We start from the raw sequence: 22754 nt of genomic DNA on the forward strand, positions 1-22754 counted from the left end.
AGGATGGTGACTTAAGTTACTTATTGTGTGCGTCAACAAAAAAATGTATACATTGCCAAAAAAGACTGATCATTGTCCAACTATTATCTAAGAAACTACGTCTATACACTGAAAGGATTGTTTGATTTATGCATCTAATGAATACAAATGCCCATCCATCTAATGAATACAAATGCCCATCGTGAAAAAAATAAATAAATATTTGTTTCTGGCATTTATATTGTCATGTTTAATACCATCATGCACTAAAACTGAAGATGGCTTGACAGAAGCAACACTTATAGGGTTTGATCCCAAGCTTTGTCCTTGCTGTGGTGGAGTTTTGGTCAAACTGAATGAAAATCAGAATGAATACTATCAGTGGCAACAAAGACATGAGTCTCTCGGAGTGAAACCAACCGATACATTTCCCATGAAAGTAAAAATCAAATATCACTTTCTGGTCAACACCTGCGTAGCCTCAGCCGGAGAAATTGAAATTACAGAATTAATAAAAATCAAATAAGTGATGAAGCAAATTTTTATAATTTTTCTTTTTATAGTCATGTCTTGCTCTAAAGCAACTGACGATTGCCCTGACAACTTAGCTTGTACAGAAGTTTTTGTGAGCATCTGTACAAAAATCACTAAAGAAGGAACGCCATCATTTAAACCTTCAAAACTCGAAGTCATTTTTACTGATACAGGAGAGTCAAAGACCATAACCTCTGATTTCAACGAAACATACTGCTTCATCAATGACAATGAGATGAAAAGAGTAAAAAAAAGTGGTAGCCCTGTACAACTGATCGGAAAAGACGGATTTGACAAAGAACTATTTAATGAAAAATATATCATTGGCCACGATTGCTGTCACGTATTTAAAATTTCGGGTAAAGACTTTATAACCATTAAATGAAATTCGGGATGTATTATTTAATTTCCAAAATTGCTATTTCCATTGCTATTATAATTAGTCTCTCAGGTTGTTGCAAAGAACAACAACATAAAGATTGCAGTCTCCTGCCCGACCCAGGACCCTGCAAAGCATTATTTAAAAAATACTATTACGACCAAAATGAGAAAAAATGCAAACAATTCAATTGGGGTGGTTGTGATGGAGTAGTACCTTTTGAAACCCTTGAAGACTGTCAGAAGAAATGTTCTTGTGGAAATTAATCTAAATTAATCTTGTTTCCACTATCCAATAATACACGTGTTAAAAATTTGAAACTTCATTGGGACTTGTTCCCGCCAAAATAGCTTAACTTTGCAGCCTTAAAAAAAAGAATCAAGCAAAGTGGAACCAATAAAAGATAAAATTCAGTTAGAGAGATTTATTTTTGAAGGACTATATGAAGATGTGAAGCAAGGAGACCATACATCGCTTGCCTGTATTCCCGCAGATGACCGCAGCCGCGCAAAGCTATTGGTAAAAGCAGAAGGCGTCATAGCTGGAGTTCAGGTAGCGGAGGCTATTTTCCACCATGTAGATCCATCATCGGTTATTGATATCAAAATAGAAGACGGACAGGATGTGCAGTATGGAGATATAGCTTTTTATGTAGAATGCAATACCCGTGCACTACTAAAAGCAGAACGACTCGTACTCAATATCATGCAAAGATTGAGTGGCATAGCTACCCTTAGCAGCAGATTTGCCTTTGAAGTGGAAGGCTTGCCGGTCAAAATTCTTGACACCCGCAAGACTACACCTATTCTAAGATTTTTGGAAAAATGGGCTGTCAAAGTCGGTGGGTGCTACAACTACAGGACAGGCTTGTATGACTGGATTATGATCAAGGACAATCATGTAGATGCCTGCGGATCGCATACAGAAGCCATCAGACAAGTACACAAATATCTGAAAGTCAATAATTTGAATCTAAATATCACAGTGGAAGTCCGTAACCTGGTAGAGCTCCAGGAAGTGATCGAAGTTGGTGGTATCACACGGATCATGTTTGACAATTTCGAATTGCCCATTCTCGCAGAGGCAGTAGCCCATGTCAATGGAAGATTTGAAACCGAAGCATCAGGAGGAGTGACTTTAAACACGGTCAGAAAAATAGCAGAGACAGGAGTTAATTTTATTTCGGTCGGTGCACTGACACATTCTGCCGGCTGTCTGGATCTGAGCCTGAAAGTCATCAAGGATTGACCTATGAGCAAACTGGATAGGATATTGCACTATTTTCCTGAAACGGCACTGCCTGTGCTGATTTCAGAAGATCATCTGAGTGAGTATGAGGCCGAAAGCGAGCCATTTCCCCAATCCTTTGTTGAAGAAGTATTACTTGAGTGGGAGAAGGAAGCTGATGAATTTACGGAGTTCATTCCTTGTTTTCGATTGCCGAAAGAAGAAAAATTTGAAACAGTGATTTACTGGAAAGGCGGCTTACTGAGATATGATTTTATTATGGTCACGCTTGATAAAAACGGCGAACTCATCAATAAAAAATCGATAGCAAACACCATTGTCAATGACAATATCATTAAAAAATCAGTAGCTTCTATCGAACCCGACCTGATCATCAATATCATAGCAGGTCAGACACTGGATGGAGAAGAATATGATGCCAATATGTCCAAATCTTTCTCCATGGAGATCCTGCCTTCAGGTGAGATCATCTTTGCAATGGAAGGGTTGAACTGATACTTTATTATATCTTTACAAATTTATGGCCCACGATATCAGACCTGTTAAAATTCCATTGATTGTCATTGGGTTCTACTTGTTTCCAGTGGACATCGCCAAATGTCATTTGCCTTACAGATTTTGTTCCGCATTCATTCAATACGAGGTAATAGACAAAATTAATGTTAATAAAGGCTGAAAGCCTTATAAACATTAGCTTTGCGTCAAAATAATGTAAATGAATAAAAAAATTGCTTTTATTGTTCTAGTAAAATAGTTAGAAAAAATGGCAAATATAGAGGTAAGCAAAAGTATTTATGCTTGAGTTGTAACAAACAATTTCACCAAAGATCTCAAATAGATATAAAAGAATTATATGAGAATTACATTCAAAGGAAGCAAACCTATAGACAACTTTCAACCAAATATGGAGTAAGTGAGAAAACCATTCAAAGGAAACTAGATAAATATCAGTTTAGTCATCAAGCTAAAGAAACCAGAATAGTCACAATAGTAATGGACACAACCTATTGGGGTAGGAACTTTGGAGTAATGCTCTTTAGAGATTCAATAAAACGAGAAAACTTTTTTGTACTCATAATTTTTACATATTTTGAGCATCGGCCAAAACTTGACCATTTCATAAAATGGTATATTCTATGGGCTAAGCCAAGATAGTTCGAATTGGAAGAACCAACATTTGTCATAATAAAGACCAATATTTACTCTTAGTATTCAAACAGTTACATCCATTTCCTTTTGTCCGATTCGGATTTATATAGTAGTAAATCCATAAGTTCGATGCAGGTATTATGACCTATATATGGAATTCTAAGCTTACCTGATGCAGTATGTAGTGTGACAGAAGCTAGTCGATTTCTTGTTTGGTATGGACTCTGGTGCATTTCCACAGATTGAATCTTGAACATAGGCATCACTTCAGCTTTATCGCCAAAGACCCCACCGCGGATATAAATCATATCGTCATTGGTTCCGAATTGTAGTTTTTTATAATTCATATATCTCGTGGCACAAAAATAAAGATACAGCAAAACTGCCACTATTATCTTGTCATACTGGCTGGCAATAATGAGTCCGGTACACACCAAAGATAGCAACAAGAACGTCATTACTGCAAACCTCAGAAAGTATCTTTTATCAATACTGTGCAGCGTAATATCATTTTCAAAATCCTTTTGACCAAACAATGTTTCTGTCACCTGTCTGATATGTTGTACACTGCATCCCGGGATTTTAATATTGCTCTTAGAATTGACTTCATTGCTGGAAGCCTGATTTAGCGCCAGGTCTTTAAATCCCATCCATCGCTTCAGTAAATTGTCAGACCATGAGATGTGCTGAATTTTGTGATCGAGAGCAGATACTTCCTTTTTGGTAAACAGGCCACTTTCAATTTTGAATCCTGTGGCAGATCGGAGTAATTTTAAATCATAATGGCTGATCAATGTTCTGACAAGGGAGATCAGGACGGAAACTACAAGGAAAAAAGTCATCAACGCCAATACAACATAAAAACCAACTTCCCATTCCGGTATCTCATCTGAATATTCATCTACATCTACTCCGACTTCTTGCAGATTTTGATATATCCAAAAGAAAAACAACAAAATCAAACCGCCTGACTTAATGTGATTTTCAGTAAGACCTACTTTCAGGAGCTGCAATGGTAGAATACCCATGATAAGTTTATAGTTTTCCTGTGCAGTTTGCGACTTATCTATTGAATTTAACGGAGATTCAGAAAGCACCGCCACTTTCTTTTGCGACATGATCATTTCACGCAGTGCATAAGCTTTGTCCGCTTCTATGGCATGAAATTCAAACTCGTTTTTTTCTGAGCCTGCCGTATCAAGTTTTATTCTCAGGACTGAAAAAAACTGATGGATGATATTCTGTTCAAAATTGATGGTCTGGATTCTTTCAAAGGGTACAGATATTTTTTTCTTGGTAAAGACTCCTGTATGCAGGATGATTTCATTGTTTTGGATGATAAAATACGTCCTGAAAAAGTTGATAATGGAGTATATCATTGAAATCACAGATCCAACCACTAAAGCCCAAATAATATACTGACCTTTATTTTTTGAACCACCTACCAGAATCACTAGTATTGCCGGAAATATTTGGCGTACCACTACATTGACTGTCTTAAACAATATCATCACGATGGCGATGTATGACTGTCTTGTAGGGATAGAAAAATCATATTCATTTTTCTTCATCATCGCTTTTTGCCACTTTTTGGGTGATAAAGTTTTTTAATGCATTGGCCTTCTCCTGGGTCAGGCCTGGTATACTAAGGTCGCTTCCGCTGCCTCCCGCAGTAAACAATGACAATTGTGTCAACCCAAACCATCGCTCTATAGGACCTTGTTCTGTCTCGCAATGCTGCACCCTGTTAAATGGTATGACAAGCACGGAACGAAAGAAAATCCCTGATTTGTAAAGGATGTCTTTTTCTCTGATGGCATATCCTTCATAGTCATATGATTTTATGGCTAGTACACAAAATAAGCCTGTCAGTACGGACCAAAGTACACTGAACAGCAGTATCCAGGGAAACTGATAAAGTTCTGGCACTGCAAATTCAACTCCCAGATACACCAATAAAATAATCAGGCAGAAAAACAAGGTGATATATACATTGACTTTTTTGTATGCAGGATCAAGTTTTTCATATGAAATATGCTCTATAGAAGGCATAGTCTCGGAAGCTAATTGCGGGTTTTGAAATTGCATAAAAGGTTGCTTTCTTTTTTCAAATCACAAGGTAAAAACAAAATCCATTTAATTAGTTCTATTTGGGAGTATGTTTAGACTTTTATCATTTGGCTCCAAGTGGCAAATTTTATTTTGTCCTTCCTACCTTGCCGTAAGGAAGGCAGGCTTTAATTTTATTTCTCTTATCAAAGTCTTACCTGATTTTAACAGAACCTAAATTACGGTCTTTGCCCGATTGTGAACAATTTACTCCGGTTCAGAGTCCTATAGATAAAAGTTCATATTTCATTTCCTCACTTTCGTACAAACATAAAAATTTAAACATAACTCTAATTATTATTACGGCAGTTTTAATATGATACCTAAAAACCTAAAATGAATTTCCTATTGCATGACTAAACTGCTTCAAAATCAGTCTCTCGTCATAGGACGAGATCACTTTCTTTTCGTCACCATAGATGTCCACTATGATTCATCAAAGAAAGTGCTGATTTTATTGCATTTTAGCCATTCATAACGGAACTCATTTTAGATATTTAGGTGTTACTTGTATACTTCTGGTGGAGAGATATACTTGGGATTAAGAGTATGTTTTAATTTTTATTGCCTTAAAATCAAGGCATTATGAACCTGACTCCAAAATAATCGCCTTATTTAGGTCGCTAAATTCGTTGATTATTTTATTGCCAGAACCATAATCTATAGATTTACAACTAAGAAAAATTTTAAACATACTCTAAGTAGGATTACCTCCATGGACACAATATCTCCAGTAATTCCAATTTTTTTTAAAAGATATTTACCTGAATAGATGACTCCAAATTTCAAGAATCTATAATACTAAAAAAGCCGGTCATTGTAGAGACCGGCTTCGAAAATTATTTATTTAATATTTAATGCATTAAGATCAAAACGCTTCATTATATAGTTGCTTTTGACCATAAAAACCAAATATCTTACTTTTCAGTGATTCTTACTGCAATTCTTCTGTTTTGCTGACGTCCTTCTTCGGTAGTATTATCTCCTACAGGGAATTTATCACCATATCCTTCAGGAGCCAAACGTCCTTTTTCAACACCAAGCTTTTCAAGTTCTGCCACAACATTAAATGCTCTGTCTGTAGAAAGTCTCAGATTGGATTTTGAATCTCCCACATTGTCAGTATATCCTCCTACTTTAAGTTTTACCTTAGAGAAAGCTTTAAGTACTTCAGCTATATTTTTTAATTGCTCCTGACTGGAAGCCTGTAAAGTAGCTTTACCTGTATCAAAAAGAAGTCTGTCAAAATTGAACCAAGCTGTTGGATCATTTTTATCAGCGATCGGTCCTGCAGCTTCGATAGCTGAAATCAGTTTGCTCTCTATACCATCAGCAGCAGCTCCTACAAGCTCGAATCCGGATGATAATTTGTAAGAGAAAAGTTTACTGACTGCTGCTCCAAGCGAATCAGCAGCAGCACCTGCGGCATCCATGGCTTGATTTGCAGTTGAGTCAACAGCTTCAATAGCATCTGTGGTAGCATCAACAGCTTTTTTACCACATCCTTTTGTGCTCAGCCAGTAAAGTACTGCAGCACCCAAAAGTACAGGAAGCAACCATTTCAGCCAGTTATTGCCACCTGACGAAGGTACGCTTGTGTTGATATTAGTATTCACTTTTGGAGCAGAACCAAAATCAGCAAAATTGAGCAGACTACCTAAGCCTGATGGAAGAGCAGCATTCACAAAACTTTTTTGACCTCCTAATAAGTCAGTCAAAGCGGATAATCCTTTCCCTTTGATTTGATTTCCAATGATGCTCATCAAAAATGGTGCAGCCATTTTGAGTAATGAAGAAGTAGAACCACTCTTCATACCACTCAACCCAGTAATTAAATCAATTACTCCGCCTGATTTGTTTCCTAATAGTGCATCTACAATTCCACCTCCGGAATTGAGTAATCCATTCACATTGGAAGCTCCACCACCGAAAATCCTGCGATATTACCTAAACTTCCCAAATCGAGTTTTCCGATAATATCCATAAGGCCTTGAGCACCTGATGCAGTACTTGATTTTTGAATCGCCGAACCCAATAGGGCTGGCATAATACCACCTAAAGCTGATGTTACTGAAGATTCTGACTCACCCAGAAAAGAACTTGCTTGTTTTGCTAAGTGACCAGATACCTGATCTTTTACTAAGTCTAATAAGTTGATTGACATTTTTAATTTGTTTTTATGGTTAAAAAAATATAAGAACTGGCATATCAACAGCCGCAATTTAAGACTGCAATAAAACATTTAGTCACACTTAATTTATAACAAAGATAAACACTTATATTTATATCAATTTCATTTTCAAGGTTTTAATGTTCAAATAAAAACAATGATTAACATATAGTTTGCAAATAATGTATCTGGTTGGTTGGGTATAGGCGGATTTTTTATACTGAATGCCTTTATTTCTAAGTTCATCAAATCAAAATACTAAATAACGTGAATTCGGGTTAAGGTATTTTATAGTACTTCTTTAAATAATAGAATTCCAGGCAACTACTTGACTAAAATATAATAATTCAGCATACAATTTTTCATATTATATTTATTTTTAATAATTTCTATATATTATTTTAATTTTAAATATAATATTTTTTACATTTGTGGCGACGAAGTTCACCAACCTTCATTTTTGAGCCCATGTGTAATATTGTAACAGAAAGATATATCCATTGTATCGAAAAGCTTAAAGAACGCAATGAAATAAAGTCGATAAGACAGTTTGCGATTTCTGTAGATTATCATCCTCAAAATATGAATGATATCATGAAAGGCAAACGAGATGTTACCATAGATCTGCTGAAAAACACCATCGAAGTATATCAAATCAACCCCAGCTATATCTTTTCAGGTATCGGATCTCCATTCAATGAAGACGGTATTGTGCAGCAGCCATCAGTGAAAAATTATATTTCCAGAGAACGTATCCTTCATATACCAGTATCAGCATATGCAGGTTATACAGAGCAGTTTCATGATGAAGTTTTTTTGGAGGACTTAGTTAGTTTTTCACTCCCGGATTACAAATTCCAACATGGTACCTACAGGTGCTTTGATATCGCAGGAGATAGCATGGAGCCTTCTCTTTTTGCAGGTGATAAAGTAGTTTGCTCACAAGTAGATAACAACAATCTTTACAGCTCCGTCAGAAATAATCTGGTTTATGTTGTGGTCCTTGATAGATCTGTAGTGATCAAAAGAGTCATTAATAAAATCAGAGAATCCGGCATATTTACCTTAATATCTGACAACAACTTTTATGAACCATTTGACGTATCCGTAAATGAAGTCAGAGAAATCTGGCATGTAGAAGTAAAAATATCGCCATATCTCCCTTCTCCAAATAACATCAGAAATGCATTCCATGAAGAAATGGACGGTATGAAAAAAATCATAGATCACCAATCAAGATCAATTCAGTCATTGAATCAAACTGTAGAAAAACTTCTGAAACAACACAGGGCTTTAGTGTAGTAAATCAATATGAAAGAAACCAATCTGCAAGGGTAGTAAATCTTACGCTCATCTAAATGTAAGAATTATTCATGAGAAGCTATTTTTTTTGCACTTTTTCTGTTTATTAATCTAAAAGTTTATATTTTTCGCAGATTATTGAATTTAAGAAAATGGTTATTTCTGACTTGTCTTTTCTGATCACATTTTTTTTGATGACCCTTTTATATAGATTACTCTGATTTAATTTTAAGCGACATTTATGATTTATGGATTTTTCAATACTCTGATCAAAGGCTACCTGAAATTCAGAAAGTACCGCATTGAATCCATGTATAAAAATCCTTTTGAACTACAGGACGATGTATTTCTCAAACTTCTGGAACAATTGCATCAGACTTCTTACGGAAGATTGTACAAAAGTGAAGAAATAAAAAATTACAAACAATATGCACAAAGAATTCCTGTAGTAAAGTATGAAGACCTATTTCCTCGTATACAAAGGATGATGCAGGGTGAAAGTAATGTACTTTGGCCAGGCACCGTAAAGTGGTATGCCAAATCATCAGGAACAACCAACGACCGAAGCAAATTTATCCCCATCACAGAAGAAAATCTTTTTGAAAATCATGTAGCTGCAAGTTGGGATGCAATGGCAGTGCTATATGACAAGAAGCCTGATGCGCGCATATTTGACGGAAAAAACCTGATCATGGGTGGATCGTTGCACCACGTAAATGATGAACTCATTACGGGAGATGTGTCAGCTATCTTACTTTCGAGGATGCCGGCTATAGGAAGACCATTTTACACTCCTGACTTCGATACAGCATTACTACCGGATTGGGAAGAAAAGATTGAGAAGATGGTCCAAATTTGTGTGAAAGAAGATGTAGTAATGTTCGCGGGGGTACCTACATGGACCATTGTTCTGTTCAAAAAGATGCTTGAAGTCACAGGAAAATCTAATATACATGAAATATGGCCAAATGCAAAAACATATTTTCATGGTGGTGTAGGTTTTGATCCTTATATTGATCAATTCAAAAAATTTCTCCCTTCTCCGGATATGGAGTATTACGAAGTGTACAATGCTTCAGAAGGTTACTTTGCCGTTCAGGACAGAAAACATAAAAAAGGTATGTTATTGTTGCTGGATAATTCTATTTTTTACGAGTTTATAGCCGCTGAAAACATCGATCATCCGTATCCGCCGGTATTAACACTGAGAGACATAGAAGTCGATAAGGATTATTGTATTGTCATTACTACATCGTCCGGACTTTGGAGATATATACCAGGTGACCTGATCAGGTTTGTTACAGTACAGCCATATAGAATTTTAGTAAGTGGCCGTACTAAACATTTCATCAACGTATTTGGTGAGGAATTGATGGTGCACAATACAGACGAGGCGTTAAAAAAGACATGTGATCTGACATATTCAACTATTGCAGAATATACTGTGGCACCTATCTATATGGAAGACAATAATAAAGGAGGACATGAATGGCTTATTGAGTTTGAACAAAAACCGGTCAATCTTGAAAATTTTGAAAAAATACTGGATGACAATCTAAGGTCTTTAAACTCAGATTACGACGCCAAAAGATACAAAGATATGGCATTAATGCCACTGAAAATAAAGGTTGCTCCTAAAGATACTTTCCATAACTGGTTAAAATCAAAAGGGAAATTAGGTGGTCAGTCAAAAATTCCAAGACTTTCAAATCAACGAAAAATATTAGATGAATTGCTTGCGACCTGTTAGATGGTGTTTAGATTATGTTTAAATTTACATTTTAGAACAAAATCAGACAAATATAAAATGAATTTACCATCTCGACACAATCTCCATTTACTCCAGCCTGATCCTGAAGGACTTACTGATGAACAATGGTTGGAAATGATTGCAGAGCGAGTACAATGGTTTTTAGACAATGATAAAGATTTATTGCTCAGTTATATGTACAGGCTGGACATCGACGAATACAAAATCAATAATGCACTGACGCCTATACATGCGGAACCTGCATATATCCTCTTGGCTCAATTAATTTTTGAAAGACAAAAACAAAGAATAGCAACAAAAAAAGCCTACAAAGTAGATCCTATTGAAGGTTGGGAATATTAGCCCCGCCATCTAAAAGTATGAGTAGAATTTTCAACACCGAAGGTATCATTTTCAAAACTATCAAATACTCTGAAACGAGTGTCATTACCGACATCTATACTCGTGAAAAAGGACTTAAGACTTTCATAGTATCAGGTGTAAGAAGTTCAAAATCAAATAGTAAAGCGGCAATACTCAGACCTTGTAACTTTATAAATGTGATTGCATATGAGCAGGATGCAGAAAAGCTGTCCAGAATAAAGGAGCTCAACCTTTCAGTATTTTATAGAAATATTAATATCAATGTCCTTATCTCTTCCGTTTCCACCTTCATGCTGGAAGTATGTCGTAATGCTATCAAAGAAAAAGAAGCCAACCCTGAGATGTATGAGTTTCTAAAAGAATGGTTCATGTACATTGATGATGTTAGTCATTATACGAATCTGCTACATCTCAAATTTTTACTGGAATTTAGTTATTTACAAGGTTTTGGTCCTTTACAAAATCACTCGACTGACGCGCCGTATTTTGATATGATAGAAGGTTCCTTCTGTAATTATTATGATGAAAATTCCATGCATTTGATAAATGAAAATACAAGTCTTTCTATCGCCCAACTTTTGGCTGCAGATAGGAGTACACTGAAAGATACACACCTATCCAGAGCTGAAAGAAACGACATCACAGACCACCTATTGCAATACTTCAAATGGCACATCAGCGGCTTCAAAGACATCAATTCTTTAATGATACTGCGGAGTGTGTTGTAATCGGAAAATAGACCTAATATTTTGTTCTAAAAAAAAATTTAAACACTATTTTAACACTATTTAGACATCAAAAATCGTTGTATAAATCTTATTTATAAATAAAATGAAAAACCTTTTAACACTTTTACTACTCATCTTTTCATTACAAATATCTATTGCAAAAGATTACAATTTTAACTTCAGAAATGAAATATATGATGAGCAAATCAAGACAGTCACCTATGAAGTCAATAATTTACCTACCAATTTTCCGGTAATAACACTCAATAGTGCACAATACATCATGCTGAAATTTGATGATTTGCTCAATGAAGAAAGAAATCTTTTTTACAGGGTGATTCATTGTGACAAAGATTGGAAACCCTCGTCCATAAGTGAAATTGATGCTTTCCATGGATTCAATGACGAACGACTTCGCAATTACTCTTACTCTATTAATACCAGGATTCCATACATACATTATTGGCAACAATTTCCAAACAAAGACCTGCAATTTAAGATATCTGGTAACTATCTGCTGGTAATCTATGAAGATAATATCGAATACCCCATACTTACAAGGAGATTTGTTGTCAAGGAAAATAGAGTAGGTATAGAAATGAAGAGTGTGTTTCCGGCAGATGTAGAAAACATACGCTACAAACAAGAACTCAATGTCAACATCAACTTTGAAGGTTTTAAAATGAGGAATCCAATGGATGAAATCAGCCTTATTGTCATGCAAAATGAAAACTGGAATACAGCCATTACCTCAAAACCTTCTTTTTTACTAGCAACATCCTGAGATTTAACAAACTTAATACCTATGCTTGGTGGGGGCTTACAGAATTTCGGGATTTTGACACCCGCAGTCTGATGAGATTAGGACGAGGAGTAAAATTTATAGAGAGAAACAAAAATGAAACTGATGTCATCCTTATGACGGACCAGTCTCGCAGAAATAAAGTCCACATCGCCAATTTTGATTTTAACGGGAGATTTATTATTGAAAATTTTGAGAGATTAAGACAATCAACAACAGGCGATGTGCTGGACAGATTTATAAACAATACCAATGCAGACCAAAACCTGAGGCAGTCTCTCAGAGACTCCATCGTAGGAAGTATCATCAGACAAAACAGCCTTTTGGATGGTAATTATACAGCTGAAGAAAGAAATATCAGGTCAGATTATACCAATGTGACGTTTGTCCTCGACGATATGGTCCATCTTCAGGATGATGAAATATATGTACTCGGCGCTATGAACAACTGGCTTCCATCAGAAGAATTCAAAATGAAATATGACTCAAAGCGGGACCTATATGTAACGGAGGCTGTCCTGAAGCAAGGGTACTACAACTACATGTATGGCGTCCTCAATAAAAACAACGAAGTCAACTTTCCGGTGATGGAAGGGTCATGGAATGAAACAGAAAATGAATATCAGGCATTGGTCTATTACCGCGGCTTGGGTGATATTTACGATAGAGTGATAGGTTTTTCAGTATATAACACCAATTCGGAACGCTTAAGATAATGTGTTAGGTATATAATTTTTGGATTTCAACCTATAAATCTAAAATGATAATCTATTACGACCTCCAAATACTGTATTCTGACCTATGAAACAACATGACCATGCCGTCAGGTGTGCTGACGGTTCCTTCACTAAATTGAGCTCCCACTCAATTTTGCTGTCGCACCGTTCTGTCATGCGCCATACCGTGTGCAGCTATGCTGTAGTGGTGACTACAGCATAGCTGCACATAGTATGATTTGTCACTAAAAATCCTGATTTTCCGTGCCTCGCCTGATGATTAAGCAGACAGGTTGTATTTGAAGCTCTCACTATGAATCTGATTTTAGATATTTAGGTTTAAAAATATTCGAAATTTTAACCCACTTGTGATTTTTTAGGTATTACTCCTTCACCACCAGATTGATCATTCTGCCGGGTACAACGATGATCTTCATCAATTCCCTGCCTTCCACATATTTTTTGACATTGCCCAATGAGAGTGCAATGGATTGGATCTCCTGCTGAGACAGGTTGGCAGGTACCTCTACTAGATCGCGTTTTTTGCCATTGACACATACGGGATATTCCACCGTATCCTGCACCATATACTTTTCTTCAAACTTCGGATACTCAGACTTATGCACAGATTGCTTTTGACCCAGCAGCGACCACAATTCTTCAGTGATAAATGGTGCAAATGGAGCCAGTAATATATTTAATGGTTCAAGAATAATTCTTTTGCTGCATTCCAATCTTTTCAACTCATTGACACACATCATAAATGCACTCACACAGGTATTGAAGGAAAATCGCTCGATATCTTCGGTGACTTTTTTAATGGTAGTATGCAGGATTTTATACTCTTCGGCTGTAGGATTTTCCTCAGATAGATACCATCCTTTATCAGAAAAATACAAGCTCCAGTATTTGCGCAGGAAACGGTTGACACCATCGATACCTTTGGTATCCCATGGTTTGGACTGCTCTATCGGGCCAAGAAACATCTCATACATACGGAAACAATCGGCACCGTACCTGGCTACTACTTCATCAGGATTCTGAACGTTGTATTTGGACTTGGACATCTTTTCCTGAATAATATTGACAGTAAAATATTCAACTCCAATGTCATCTTTTACCCAATGGTATTTTGATTGATCACCGATAACATTGTATTGATGACCAATATTTTTGTAATACTCATCAAATTTATCTTTTGTAAGTCTATACTGCCCATCAAGATAGTCCAAAACATAAGCCAGCCTGATCGGACTTCCGGCATGAAACTGAACACTAGCTGTTAAATCCTTTTGATTACCAATATAAACCTGATCATCCTCTACCAATGTAAGGTTTTCAGCATAATACCCATATGCCGTAATCATACCCTGATTGATCAGGCGCTTAAATGGTTCTGTTGTCGGCACATATCCTAAATCATACAAAAACTTGTGCCATGTTCTGGAGTACATCAGGTGTCCCACGGCGTGCTCCGTGCCACCTACGTACAGATCAACATCCTGCCAATAGTCAATGGCTTCTTTTGATGCAAATGCCTGATCATTTCGGGCATCCATATATCTCAGAAAGTACCATGATGACCCGGCAAATCCAGGCATGGTATCTGTTTCCAATTGCATATCAGGGATTTGTTGCACCCACTCTTCTGCTCTGGCTACCGGTGACTTTCCACCCGATGCCGGTTGAAAGTTTTCAAGTTCGGGTAGTTCGAGCGGCAATTCAGCTATATCCAATGGATGTGAAACGCCTTCGCTGTCATAAGCTATTGGAAAAGGCTCTCCCCAGTATCTCTGGCGGGAGTAATTGGCATCCCTCAGCTTATAGTTGATCTTTTTTGAGCCTATGCCCATTTTTTCGATTCTGGAAAACATTTCCTTGATGGCGTCTTTGACTTCCATGCCATTTAGAAAATCAGAATTGATCATCTTACCCACTTTTTCATGAATGGTAGCACCCGGATAATCTGTCTTATCAACAACCGGAATGATCTCCAATCCAAATTTTGTGGCAAAAATCTGATCCCGCTCATCATCACTCGGTACGGCCATGATAGCTCCTGTACCATAATCTTTCAGCACATATTCTCCCAGCCATATAGGTATTCTTTTACCATTGAACGGATGGATACAATAAGCTCCTGTAAATACACCAGTGACTTCCTTGACCTCAGCCATACGATCTATTTCTGATCTTCCTGACACATAATCCAGATATGCATCAACAGAATCTTTTCTTTCAGGCGTTGTAATGATTGGTACCCAATCATGTTCAGGAGCAAGAACCATATAAGTAGCTCCGAAAATCGTATCGGGTCTGGTAGTAAATATCTCCAGTTGCAGATCATGTCCTTCTAGTTCAAAAAACACCTGAGCACCTTCTGATCTGCCAATCCAGTTGCGCTGCATGGCCTTAAGTGCATCAGACCACTCTAAGGTATCAAGATCGTTAAGCAACCTTTCTGCATAAGCCGTAATTCTAAGAGACCATTGCATCATCGCTTTTTTCTCCACCGGATGTCCACCTCTTTCTGAAAAACCATCCTTCACTTCATCATTGGCAAGTACGGTACCTAATGCTTCACACCAGTTGACAAATCCGGTCTTACGGTAGGCTAAGCGGTAATTCATCAATACATCATCCTTTTCTTTGGCAGACATAACATTCCACTCCCCTGCTGAAAATACAAAGTCCTGACTACTGGCCGCCTGCACAGCCCGATTTCCATCTTTTTCAAAAGTAGTGATCAATTGAGCAATGGGCAATCCTTTATCCGAAGATGTATCATAATAATGGTGAAAAAGCTGCAGGAAAATCCACTGTGTCCACTTGTAGTATGAAGGATCGGAGGTTTTGACTTCTCTGTCCCAGTCAAAACTAAAACCAATATTGTCCAATTGCTCCCTGTAGCGTTTGATATTATCATCTGTGGATTTTGCAGGGTGTACGCCCGTCTGGATAGCATATTGCTCTGCCGGAAGGCCAAAAGCATCATAACCCATAGGGTGTAGCACATTGAAGCCTTGCAGTCTTTTGTACCTTGCAAAAATATCAGAAGCTATATATCCAAGAGGATGTCCTACATGCAGTCCTGCTCCGGAGGGATAAGGAAACATATCGAGTACATAAAACTTGGGTTTTGTGGTATCATTGTCCACTTTATACAACTTAGTATCTGTCCAGTGTTTCCACCATTTGCCTTCTATATTTTCCGGATGATAATGCATATGAAATTTAATTTTCCTGATCTTATTTTTAACATCAATCCGCAAAATTAAATATTTATAGATGAAATTAAGATATGATTGTTAATTTTGATGCTTTTATAAAAAAAATCCGTCATAGACAAAGAATGGGTATTGAACACTACTATTATCAAACATATAAAATACAATCATGCAAAGAATATATTTTCATGAAAAAAACCCTAACAAACGGGATCTCAAAGAAGTAGCTGACAGAATTAATCAGGGAGAAATAGTGATTTTTCCTACAGATACCATTTATGCGATCGGATGTCTGATGACCAACCGAAACGGTATCGAAAAGATATGCCGCATCATGAATAAAAAAGAAAAGCAGGCCAAAATGTCATTGATCTGTCCTAATATCAGCGTCATCTCTCAATACACGATTCAGATCAGTAATGATGTATTTAAGACCATGAAACGTTATCTGCCCGGACCATACACTTTCATCCTTAAATCCAATAACTACGTTCAAAAATTCTTTAAAAACAGTAAGGAAGAAATCGGTGTCCGTATTCCAAATAATGATATCCTGATAGGATTGCAGGAATTCCTTAAGGCACCGCTCATCTCGACATCACTCAATAGTGAAGATGAAATACTAAAATACTACACTGATCCGGACGAAATCGAAGAAGTATTTGCCCATAAAGCAGATATGCTCATGGATGGTGGCATCGGAGACTATGCTGAATCCACAGTTTTGGACTGCACTGGTACTGAAATCGAACTGGTTAGAGAAGGTAAGGGGGAAGTGTATTGAAAAGGGAACCAAATTAATCCAAGACTAAAATTACATTCATCAAATCAGATAACTTCATCATGAAATTTATTGTCATTTTACTTTTAATAGTGCACTCATATTCAACCACTTGTCAACAGGAATATGTAATCCAAAAGGATCTACCCTACTATGCCATTACTGAAATAAAAGGTGATGCATACAAAACATCTCAGTGCCTGCTGGATATATATTACCCTAAAGATGGACGTAATTTTGCCACAATTATTTGGTTTCATGGGGGCGGGATCGCAGGTGGGCAAAAGGAAATTCCAAAGGCTTTGATGGAAAAAGGATATGCTGTTATTGGAGTGGGTTACAGGCTCTCTCCAAAGGTAAGTGCTCCCGTTTACATAGAAGATGCAGCCGCCGCTGTAGCCTGGACTTTTCAGAACATCCATAAATATGGCGGCAATACTGATCTTATTTTTGTTTCCGGCCATTCTGCAGGTGGTTATCTGGGCATGATGATAGGACTTGATAAAAAGTACCTTAACCACCATAGTATCAATGCTGATCAAATTGCTGGTATAATCCCTTTCAGTGGACAGGCCGTCACTCACTTTACTATCAGAAAAGAAAGAGGGATCAAAGATACTCAACCTACAATCGACGATATGGCTCCACTATATCACGTGAGAGCAGGTGCACCACCATTGCTGTTGATCACAGGAGATCGTGAGATGGAACTATTAGGCCGATATGAAGAAAACGCCTATTTGGCCAGAATGATGCAATTAACAGGCCATACTTCAACAAAATTGTATGAGCTCCAGGGTTTCGATCACGGAAACATGCCTGAACCAGCTTTTCCTTTGCTATTACGAGAAGTTCGTGACATTTCAAAGAAAATATTGAGCAAGAAATAAATAGGATTTAACCTACTCACCCAACCTGACAATCATCTCCGCCATCTTTTGCCGGTGTTGATACAGATGTAATGGGTTTTTAGTATATGTTTTTTCATCCTTGTATACAGATTCGGGTATTTCCAGAAGAGCCATTGCTTCATTGATCAGCTTTTCTTTCTTTTTATCAGCCTTTTGTACAGTTTTTTGAAGGATCACCATATACTCATAATCTTCGATACCATCCCGAAGCAACTCAAGTCGTAAAGACGGAATGGGTGTACCTGTATATGTCGATTTATCGATACCCGGCTTTCTGTTGTTGGGATAAAAATACCTTCCGTCACCGTTGCCCCAGATGGTTTGTTTTCCTGACGGCCATCCATATCCATTGACAAATGACATGGCTTCTTCCCAGGGATTCTGCAGGTATCCGGCCGGTGATGCCGCTTCAGAATTCCAGTAAGTGGTCTCCCACATCAGGATTCCTTTGAGCTGGTGTTTGTATGATGCCCACAACCACATGCGCATATTGATGGCATCGTGGTCGATAAATTCTGATATCCAGGGCGACTTTGGCCAGCAGCAAAGGTACGACCAGTGTTCGAGTCCTTTTTCATTCATCTTTCTGATCTTCTCATGGTCCAATTTGTGCCAGATAGTGCAGCTGATATCCGTCACATCAGAGATATCCTGCCCGGCGACATGTTCGGTCAGAAATGTTTTGATCTCTGGGGCATACTTTTTGATCAGGGCATTGGTTCCTTTGACAAACTCATAATCTGGTTCGTTGGGTTCGTCAAACCAATATATATATTCCTTACCCAACCATCCTTGTTTCTTAAGATTCTCCTGCATCTGTGACAAATATCTCTTCATCAACCTGTTGTATTCGGGAGTACCCTGCTCAAATCCTTCAAATCTGCCATACTCCCGTTCATAATAAGTACCGCTGCCCAATCCTTTCAACCGTAGATTGTAACCGGTGAATCCAAATTCATCAAAGTACTTCCGTCCTGCTTCATTAAACTTGCTGAAATCGAGCTTTATATCTATCATATCTGTTGCTACCTCAAAATCACCACCGGGCAACATATTTTTTCCTGTACCGATATGATTCAAAGCCATATCGTCAAACCATACCGTTCCTTTATTTTCTCCTGAAAGAGTTTTGTTGGTCGCGTACAACTTGATCCTGAGATATTTGATTTCAGGTTGTAACCTACCCATTCTGAGCGTATCGTTTTTCCAGGCATTACCGGTGGAAAATATGTCAAATCTGTTTTCAAATATTATCCATTTTTTATCAGCATCATAACACTCCATACCTACCACATATTCGTGATTATCTGCAGATGCACGTGTCACCCAAGTAAGCATATAGGATTCTCTGTAATCTACTGCAATAAAATCTGCATGAACTGCTTCAACATTGGCAGTGGGAGACTGGTCCGTGAGCTTGTATGAATAGTTGCCTTCATAAATGTTTTTACTATCAAACACCCCTCCTTTCCAATGTACTCCTGTCACCTTCTCTCCTATAGGTGCATATTCAAATGGATTATATGGAGAAATCTTGTAATCACTAAAAGTTTTCATATACTGATCAAACACTTTCAACTCATCTTCTGTATTATATATATTATCATATTTTTCAATATTATTCATACTGAAACCAAATCCTGAGCGCATGGTTGGACTTGTTGGCAAAGAAAAATTCCAGACGTGAAGCTTTAATAATACCTCATGTCTCCATTCACCACTGCTTAATGTCAGTTTTCCTGTATAACTTCCTGATTTGGCATCTCCAGGTATTTTGACAGTCACCCAAAATGGATGATTTTCTCCGGGAGTTAGTGTAGCAGGTACCACGTACTCAGGAAGAGGGTCGGGCCACCATCCTGTAAAACCGTAATTGTCAGTTGGTTTATTGACTTTTACGTATTCTACTCTTTTTATCTGAAATTGGGAATTAGAAATGCTTGTTTTTCCATCTGAATGGATGAGCACTCCGGGTTCTATCCTGACTTTATCCATTCTTACAGAAGGTCGGATACTGATGATAAATGACTCAAACTCGTTTTTTGCTGATTTGATATCAATGTTAGCAGATGTTTTGGAAGGCAATGAAACATCGCGCATCACTTTATATGCTCCTTCACACCACCAGATACCGGCAGTTTTATCCTGATGCAGTAAATAACCATACCCACCTGTTGAAACATGATTGGGGTCTACCTTTTCAGTTTGTTGTGCCTGCGTGAAAGAAACAACTAATACACAAATCAGGATGTAGATAATTTTATACATGGCTTAAATGAATTTTTAATTATGAAATCGAAAAAAAAATGTTGATAAACTAAAATTAAAATTATTATTTTCTACTCAGATGTACAACATCACCTTTTTCCAACTTTAATAAAATTGTATCACCTTCAAACTGAATATTATTGGTTTTAATTCCATTAATATCAAACATTGATTTCTGCAATGTCATCTTAATATTAACATCGACATCAGCCTTGATGGTGACACTTTTAATGTTTCCTTCAGATTTTTGTGCACTTACCATAACTCCTTCTTTTGTTCTGAATTGATCAAATCCGATATTTTTCCAATCATCGGGGACGGCTGGAAACAAATCTATAAAGCCCTCATGTGACTGCAACAACATTTCCTGAAGTCCTCTTGCAAAAGCAAAATTGCCTTCCAGCGTAAATGGTCTGTAAGTAAATGAGGAATATTGACCACCCTTTTGATCTCCATTGAGATGAAAACTGTTAGGCGATGTAAAATTAGTGGCAAACTTCCTGAGCATATCAGCTGCTTTTTCTGATTCCCTAGCTTTAGCATATACACATGCCATCCAACTAAAAGAATATCCGACCCAAGCTTTTGTTCCGAGTTTTTCGATATGTCGGATCGATTTTTCAAAAATCTCTTTATTTTCATTCAGGGTGATGATTTCCAAAGGAAAAATCGCCATGTAATTGGATAAATGTCGGTGAGAATCCTCAAGATTTTCAGTTGCTGAGACCATTAATCCCGTTTCATTTATACTCAATTCAGGAAGTCTTGTCAATATTTTTTCAATACGGGATATATCTGAATCATTTGTGATTTGATACAATTCTTTACAGGCAGTATAAAACCACTTCATCAAAGACAGATCATAGTTGGTGAAAGTTTGATACCACGCTTTTATACTGTTATCATGAATTTCAGGGGATGAACTCAATGGCAAAGTCAAATGACCATTTTTATCTAATTTTAAGATAGAAGAAAAATATTGTTCGGCTTCCCTAAAGTAAGGTAAGCATCTGTTAATCAAGAACACTTTGTCTTGTCCGTATTGATATTGCCAGTAAAAATGCTGAGCCAACCAAGCCACTGTAGTCGGACTCATGGAGTACTGTATCCATCCTCCCATTTCTTTGCCACTGATGGTAGTGACACCAGGGACATTCAATCCTTCTGCACCGAAATAACTTTTTGTCCACTTCCTGTTTACGTTTCGCGTACTCCACAACCAGTTGGTAAATCCTGCTGTGAGATCGGTGTGATTTGCAATATATCCCGGCCAATAACTCAACTGCGTATTTAAATCATGATGAAAATCTCCTTTCCAAGGCGGCAATCTGCCATTGTCAGCTGTCCAGACCGCTTGCAAAGATATAGGTGGAGTATGTGCCCTTGCTGTACACCCAAACTTATACATCTCAAGATAATACTGCTTTTCTAATATAGGGTCAGGAACTGACAATGAAGATTTGGACCAAAATGACTTCCACCAAGCTGTATGACTATTTTTATCTCTTTTGGGCATCCTGGCTTGTGTAGATCCGGAGCCATGATCGCTCCATATGATGGTCCATTGCCCTCTGAGCGATTTTCCGTTACTGGTAAAATTGATGATGACTTTATACCAACTCTTGCCATGACAAGGCTGAAAGTAGGTGTAGCTTTTTTCTGTTTTAATGATGGTTCCAGCAGGATATCCCAATTTTTCAAGCCCGGATCCTGAAACGGAGTTTTCGCCGGTACTTTTTATTACATTCTGATATTTGGGAGGAACAATCTCAAATTGAAGCACACTTGGTAAATTTTTGAATTCAAAGAACCCATAATTTTTTGATGCATGAATATAGCTTTCCATAGTCACACCATTTTCCCATCTGATATTGGCAACAGCAGATTTTATATCCAGATGAGAAGATGTTACTTTTCCAAAACTTTTTGTATCAAATTCAATTGCTGCAGCAGGAATTTTAGTTGGCGCCGCATTGGCTTCATAAGGTTCATCGCCCAGTTTCTGAACTGGTGCATAGTCATTTCTATTGACCTGATCTACTACCCAATCAAATTTCAGTTTATCGATTTCAGGCATGGGTCTGTCATCCCACAAGAAGACATTATCGAGTGCCATTCTCAATTTTTTATCTTTTTGCCATATCAAAACGCCCAATGAACCATTGCCAAGTGGAAGACCTTCGTCCCATTTATCAGGAATTCCATTAAAACTGAGATGATGGTGCCTGAACGGTTGAGACCATATTTGTTTTGGGGTTACAAACAAAAAGATGAAAATATTACAAAATATAGCTAATCTGATTTTCATCGTTTCCTT

At 37.4% G+C, this 22754-nt stretch carries 21 protein-coding genes; 13 read left to right on the forward strand and 8 right to left on the reverse strand.

What is annotated here, in order from left to right:
- The first annotated feature begins 181 nt into the window (after nt 1-181).
- The 5 genes from IPK35_16205 (at nt 182) to IPK35_16225 (ending at nt 2635) form a co-directional block, all read left to right on the forward strand.
- Nucleotides 182-505 carry a hypothetical protein gene (locus tag IPK35_16205; GenBank protein ID MBK8054758.1) on the forward strand — a complete coding sequence of 108 codons (324 nt, stop codon included), beginning with the start codon at nt 182-184 and terminating at the stop codon, nt 503-505.
- A 3-nt stretch (nt 506-508) separates the two neighbouring features.
- The gene (locus IPK35_16210) at nt 509-898 is read left to right on the forward strand and encodes a hypothetical protein (GenBank protein ID MBK8054759.1); all 390 of its coding nucleotides are present in this window, start codon (nt 509-511) and stop codon (nt 896-898) included.
- Between the two features lie 8 nt (nt 899-906).
- Nucleotides 907-1158 carry a BPTI/Kunitz domain-containing protein gene (locus IPK35_16215; GenBank protein MBK8054760.1) on the forward strand — a complete coding sequence of 84 codons (252 nt, stop codon included), beginning with the start codon at nt 907-909 and terminating at the stop codon, nt 1156-1158.
- 121 nt (nt 1159-1279) lie between these two features.
- The gene (nadC, locus tag IPK35_16220) at nt 1280-2140 is read left to right on the forward strand and encodes a carboxylating nicotinate-nucleotide diphosphorylase (protein MBK8054761.1); all 861 of its coding nucleotides are present in this window, start codon (nt 1280-1282) and stop codon (nt 2138-2140) included.
- Between the two features lie 3 nt (nt 2141-2143).
- Entirely contained in the window at nt 2144-2635 is a 492-nt protein-coding gene (locus IPK35_16225; protein ID MBK8054762.1) for a hypothetical protein, read from the forward strand.
- Nucleotides 2636-3360: 725 nt separating this feature from the next.
- Here the strand turns inward: IPK35_16225 and IPK35_16230 are convergent.
- The 4 genes from IPK35_16230 to IPK35_16245 all read right to left on the reverse strand — a co-directional run bounded on the left by IPK35_16230 (nt 3361) and on the right by IPK35_16245 (nt 7562).
- The gene (locus tag IPK35_16230) at nt 3361-4863 is read right to left on the reverse strand and encodes a PH domain-containing protein (protein MBK8054763.1); all 1503 of its coding nucleotides are present in this window, start codon (nt 4861-4863) and stop codon (nt 3361-3363) included.
- A complete protein-coding gene (locus IPK35_16235) occupies nt 4847-5377 on the reverse strand; it encodes a PH domain-containing protein (GenBank protein ID MBK8054764.1) in 531 nt (176 codons plus the stop codon). The genes IPK35_16230 and IPK35_16235 overlap by 17 nt, the downstream gene beginning before the upstream one ends.
- 938 nt (nt 5378-6315) lie before the next feature.
- On the reverse strand, nt 6316-7212 hold the full coding sequence (locus IPK35_16240; protein MBK8054765.1) for an OmpA family protein: 897 nt from the start codon (nt 7210-7212) through the stop codon (nt 6316-6318).
- 92 nt (nt 7213-7304) lie between these two features.
- Complete coding sequence (locus IPK35_16245; protein ID MBK8054766.1) at nt 7305-7562, reverse strand: DUF937 domain-containing protein; 258 nt, start codon at nt 7560-7562, stop codon at nt 7305-7307.
- A 474-nt stretch (nt 7563-8036) separates the two neighbouring features.
- On the opposite strand from IPK35_16245, the gene IPK35_16250 reads away from it, so the two are divergent.
- From IPK35_16250 to IPK35_16275, 6 genes are all read left to right on the forward strand, one after another.
- Nucleotides 8037-8870, forward strand: a complete 834-nt coding sequence (locus tag IPK35_16250) for a LexA family transcriptional regulator (GenBank protein ID MBK8054767.1) — start codon at nt 8037-8039, stop codon at nt 8868-8870.
- A gap of 241 nt (nt 8871-9111) precedes the next feature.
- Entirely contained in the window at nt 9112-10620 is a 1509-nt protein-coding gene (locus IPK35_16255; GenBank protein MBK8054768.1) for a GH3 auxin-responsive promoter family protein, read from the forward strand.
- Between the two features lie 57 nt (nt 10621-10677).
- A complete protein-coding gene (locus IPK35_16260) occupies nt 10678-10983 on the forward strand; it encodes a hypothetical protein (protein ID MBK8054769.1) in 306 nt (101 codons plus the stop codon).
- Nucleotides 10984-11000: 17 nt separating this feature from the next.
- Nucleotides 11001-11732 (forward strand): DNA repair protein RecO, encoded by a 732-nt coding sequence (gene recO / locus IPK35_16265; GenBank protein ID MBK8054770.1) that lies wholly within the window; start codon nt 11001-11003, stop codon nt 11730-11732.
- 103 nt (nt 11733-11835) lie between these two features.
- Entirely contained in the window at nt 11836-12516 is a 681-nt protein-coding gene (locus IPK35_16270) for a DUF5103 domain-containing protein (protein MBK8054771.1), read from the forward strand.
- On the forward strand, nt 12465-13250 hold the full coding sequence (locus tag IPK35_16275) for a DUF5103 domain-containing protein (GenBank protein ID MBK8054772.1): 786 nt from the start codon (nt 12465-12467) through the stop codon (nt 13248-13250). The genes IPK35_16270 and IPK35_16275 overlap by 52 nt, the downstream gene beginning before the upstream one ends.
- A 39-nt stretch (nt 13251-13289) precedes the next feature.
- On the opposite strand, the gene IPK35_16280 is transcribed toward IPK35_16275, so the two are convergent.
- Nucleotides 13290-13427 carry a hypothetical protein gene (locus tag IPK35_16280; protein ID MBK8054773.1) on the reverse strand — a complete coding sequence of 46 codons (138 nt, stop codon included), beginning with the start codon at nt 13425-13427 and terminating at the stop codon, nt 13290-13292.
- A 206-nt stretch (nt 13428-13633) separates the two neighbouring features.
- Complete coding sequence (locus tag IPK35_16285; GenBank protein MBK8054774.1) at nt 13634-16477, reverse strand: leucine--tRNA ligase; 2844 nt, start codon at nt 16475-16477, stop codon at nt 13634-13636.
- A 169-nt stretch (nt 16478-16646) separates the two neighbouring features.
- Between IPK35_16285 and IPK35_16290 the strand changes: the two genes are divergently transcribed.
- Both IPK35_16290 and IPK35_16295 read left to right on the forward strand, forming a co-directional pair.
- A complete protein-coding gene (locus IPK35_16290) occupies nt 16647-17261 on the forward strand; it encodes a threonylcarbamoyl-AMP synthase (GenBank protein ID MBK8054775.1) in 615 nt (204 codons plus the stop codon).
- A gap of 59 nt (nt 17262-17320) precedes the next feature.
- On the forward strand, nt 17321-18148 hold the full coding sequence (locus IPK35_16295) for an alpha/beta hydrolase (protein ID MBK8054776.1): 828 nt from the start codon (nt 17321-17323) through the stop codon (nt 18146-18148).
- A gap of 12 nt (nt 18149-18160) precedes the next feature.
- On the opposite strand, the gene IPK35_16300 is transcribed toward IPK35_16295, so the two are convergent.
- Complete coding sequence (locus IPK35_16300) at nt 18161-20437, reverse strand: DUF4091 domain-containing protein (GenBank protein ID MBK8054777.1); 2277 nt, start codon at nt 20435-20437, stop codon at nt 18161-18163.
- 64 nt (nt 20438-20501) lie between these two features.
- Nucleotides 20502-22745, reverse strand: a complete 2244-nt coding sequence (locus IPK35_16305) for a hypothetical protein (GenBank protein MBK8054778.1) — start codon at nt 22743-22745, stop codon at nt 20502-20504.
- Nucleotides 22746-22754 lie beyond the last annotated feature (9 nt).

Source organism: Saprospiraceae bacterium (assembly GCA_016713025.1).
GTDB lineage: Bacteria > Bacteroidota > Bacteroidia > Chitinophagales > Saprospiraceae > OLB9.

Excerpts from the sequence above, each read along its gene's own strand:
- IPK35_16210 (MBK8054759.1), top strand. The coding sequence starts at position 509 with ATGAAGCAAATTTTTATAATTTTTCTTTTTATAGTCATGTCTTGCTCT.
- IPK35_16215 (MBK8054760.1), top strand. The coding sequence starts at position 907 with ATGTATTATTTAATTTCCAAAATTGCTATTTCCATTGCTATTATAATT.
- IPK35_16225 (MBK8054762.1), top strand. The coding sequence starts at position 2,144 with ATGAGCAAACTGGATAGGATATTGCACTATTTTCCTGAAACGGCACTG.
- IPK35_16230 (MBK8054763.1), bottom strand. The coding sequence starts at position 4,863 with ATGATGAAGAAAAATGAATATGATTTTTCTATCCCTACAAGACAGTCA.
- IPK35_16235 (MBK8054764.1), bottom strand. The coding sequence starts at position 5,377 with ATGCAATTTCAAAACCCGCAATTAGCTTCCGAGACTATGCCTTCTATA.
- IPK35_16240 (MBK8054765.1), bottom strand. The coding sequence starts at position 7,212 with ATGAAGAGTGGTTCTACTTCTTCATTACTCAAAATGGCTGCACCATTT.
- IPK35_16245 (MBK8054766.1), bottom strand. The coding sequence starts at position 7,562 with ATGTCAATCAACTTATTAGACTTAGTAAAAGATCAGGTATCTGGTCAC.
- IPK35_16250 (MBK8054767.1), top strand. The coding sequence starts at position 8,037 with ATGTGTAATATTGTAACAGAAAGATATATCCATTGTATCGAAAAGCTT.
- IPK35_16255 (MBK8054768.1), top strand. The coding sequence starts at position 9,112 with ATGATTTATGGATTTTTCAATACTCTGATCAAAGGCTACCTGAAATTC.
- IPK35_16260 (MBK8054769.1), top strand. The coding sequence starts at position 10,678 with ATGAATTTACCATCTCGACACAATCTCCATTTACTCCAGCCTGATCCT.
- recO (MBK8054770.1), top strand. The coding sequence starts at position 11,001 with ATGAGTAGAATTTTCAACACCGAAGGTATCATTTTCAAAACTATCAAA.
- IPK35_16270 (MBK8054771.1), top strand. The coding sequence starts at position 11,836 with ATGAAAAACCTTTTAACACTTTTACTACTCATCTTTTCATTACAAATA.
- IPK35_16280 (MBK8054773.1), bottom strand. The coding sequence starts at position 13,427 with ATGACAGAACGGTGCGACAGCAAAATTGAGTGGGAGCTCAATTTAGTG.
- IPK35_16285 (MBK8054774.1), bottom strand. The coding sequence starts at position 16,477 with ATGCATTATCATCCGGAAAATATAGAAGGCAAATGGTGGAAACACTGG.
- IPK35_16290 (MBK8054775.1), top strand. The coding sequence starts at position 16,647 with ATGCAAAGAATATATTTTCATGAAAAAAACCCTAACAAACGGGATCTC.
- IPK35_16295 (MBK8054776.1), top strand. The coding sequence starts at position 17,321 with ATGAAATTTATTGTCATTTTACTTTTAATAGTGCACTCATATTCAACC.
- IPK35_16300 (MBK8054777.1), bottom strand. The coding sequence starts at position 20,437 with ATGTATAAAATTATCTACATCCTGATTTGTGTATTAGTTGTTTCTTTC.
- IPK35_16305 (MBK8054778.1), bottom strand. The coding sequence starts at position 22,745 with ATGAAAATCAGATTAGCTATATTTTGTAATATTTTCATCTTTTTGTTT.